Origin of the sequence: Nonomuraea sp. K271 (genome assembly GCF_009908215.1) — a bacterium.
Taxonomy (GTDB): domain Bacteria; phylum Actinomycetota; class Actinomycetes; order Streptosporangiales; family Streptosporangiaceae; genus Nonomuraea; species Nonomuraea longispora.
This window is the reverse complement of the sequence record NZ_JAAAHR010000346.1, coordinates 1-2,220: the sequence shown is the minus strand read 5'-3', so window position 1 is coordinate 2,220 and position 2,220 is coordinate 1. Positions and strand designations below refer to the sequence as shown.

Below are 2,220 nucleotides of genomic sequence, written 5' to 3'. Positions count from 1 at the left end.
TGTCAACGACGGCCGAATCCTGACCCCCTGACGACGTCTGAATCGTGACCCCCTGATGTCGTCGTCGGTTACTGCTCGTGCTCAGATCGGGCCGGCGGAACCCGGCCCAGATCGCGGTTCTTCAGCCGGTAACTGTCTCCCTTCAGCGAAATCACCTCGGCGTGGTGGACCAGCCGGTCGATCATGGCGGCAGCGACCACGTCATCACCGAACACCTCGCCCCAGCGGCCGAACGGCTTGTTCGACGTGACGATCAGCGAAGCCCGCTCGTAACGGCTGGAGACCAGTTGGAAGAACAGGTTGGCGGCCTCAGGCTCGAACGGGATATAGCCGACCTCGTCCACGACCAGGACCGGGATACGGGCCAGTTTGACCAGCTCGTCCTGGAGCCTGCCGGCGGCGTGCGCGTCGGCCAGGCGGGCCACCCATTCGGCCGCGGTGGCGAAGGCGACGCGGTGGCCGGCCTGGCAGGCGCGGATACCCAGCCCGATCGACAGGTGCGTCTTGCCGGTGCCGGGCGGGCCGAGGAAGACCACATTCTCCTTGCCGGTCACGAAGTCCAGCGTGCTCAGATGCGCGATCGCCTCCCGTTTGAGCGAGCGTTGGTGGTCGTAGTCGAAGTCCTCCAGCGCCTTGCGGGCCGGGAAGCGGGCGGAGCGGATACGGGCCTCGCCGCCGTGCGCGTCCCGGGCGGCGACCTCGCGCTGCAGGCAGGCGGCCAGGAACTCCTCATGACTCCAGGACTCGGTGCGGGCCCGCTCGGCCAGCCGTTCAACGGCCGCGGCCAGCGACGGCGCCTTCAGCACCCGGGTCAGATAGGCCAGCTCGGCGGCGACGTTGCGCCCGCCGCCACCCGTCGACGCCGCGATGCCGGTACCTGCGCTGCGGCCGGTGCCGGTGCTGATGCCGGTGCGTGGGGCCATCACGCCACCCCCTCAACACCGAGCAGAGCGTCGTAGTCGGCCAGCGAGCGCTGCTCCACCTCGGTGTCCACCGGCGCCGCCACCGGCTGCAGCCGGATCGCGCGCATCGCGGCGGCGGCCCGGGCATGGGCCGGATCGGTAAGGGTCTGATGGGTGTCCCAGCAGCGCTCGTGCCGGGCCACTACCTGCCCGGCGCAGGTGACCGTGACCTGCTCGGGATCGGCGACGATCTCGACCAGGCGGCCGATCGCCGACGGGTGCACGGAGTAGTCGTTGGACGCCACGCGCACGTAATGATCACGCGCCAGCCGGGTGGAACTGCGCCAGCCGACGATCGGCGGCACCGGCGGCAAGGCCACCATCGCGGCCCGGTCGGCTTCGATCCGGTCGACCGGCCGGCAGCCGAGGCGGCGGTGATGGCGCTGGTTGGCCCGCTGCAGCCACGGCTCCAGCTGGGCGTTGAAATCGCTGGCGCTAGCGAAGTCGCGGCCGGGCAGGAACGAAGTCTCCAGATAGCCGTTGGCCCGCTCGACCAGCCCCTTGGCCTCCGGATCGCCTGGCCGGCACTGCAGGATGCGGACGCCCAGGGTGCCACGGAACACTTCGGCGTCGCGGGTCAGCTGGGGACGACCGTTCCTCCACGCGCCGATCGCGCCCTCGTTGTCCCACACCAGCGTCTTAGGGCTGGCGCCGAGCAGCGACAGCAGCGCCCACATCCCGGCGAACAGATCCCCGGCCGCCCGCGAGGGCAGCATGCGGGCCAGCAGCCAGCGCGAGTAGCCGCAGACCAGGACCAGCACCGGCAGGCTCATCTGCCGGCCAGGCCCCACCGGGATAGGTGCCGGCGGGAACCACAGATCGCATTGGGCCAGCTCGCCGGGCTGGTAGCTGGTGCGCGAGGCCGGATCGAGCGGCCGATACTCCGGCCGGATCTGCCGGACCCGTTCCTTGAGCACGGTCATCGACCGCTGCCAGTCGATCCGCTCGGCGATCACCGTCGCGGGCATGTCTGGCCACTGCCGCAACAGTTCCCGGATCTGCGGTTCGACCGCGTCCACGATAGATCCCTTGCTCGGTCGCTGATACTTCGGCGGCTCCTCGGCCGCCAACGCCCGTCGCACCGTGTTCCTGGCGATGCCCAGATGACGCGCGATCGCCTTGATCGGCATGCCCTCGGCCCGGTGCAACCGGCGGATCTCCGCCCAGTCCTCCACCTTGATCACCCTCCAGAGTGAACTGCACGAGGGGGTCAGATTTCGGCCGTCGCCATGGGGTCAGTATTCACGCGCCGTCGACA

Annotated in this window: 2 protein-coding genes; both read right to left on the bottom strand. The window is 70.0% G+C overall.

Annotation, left to right across the window (positions count from 1 at the left end; all coding sequences use genetic code 11):
- Positions 1-68: 68 nt before the first annotated feature.
- On the bottom strand, positions 69-923 hold the full coding sequence (istB, locus tag GUY59_RS46760; RefSeq protein ID WP_236668169.1) for an IS21-like element helper ATPase IstB: 855 nt from the start codon (positions 921-923) through the stop codon (positions 69-71).
- A complete protein-coding gene (gene istA / locus GUY59_RS46755; RefSeq protein ID WP_138208808.1) occupies positions 923-2,146 on the bottom strand; it encodes an IS21 family transposase in 1,224 nt (407 codons plus the stop codon). The genes istB and istA overlap by 1 nt, the downstream gene beginning before the upstream one ends.
- Positions 2,147-2,220: the final 74 nt, after the last annotated feature.

Coding starts and splice junctions, on each gene's coding strand:
- istB (WP_236668169.1), bottom strand. CDS start 923: ATGGCCCCACGCACCGGCATCAGCACCGGCACCGGCCGCAGCGCAGGT.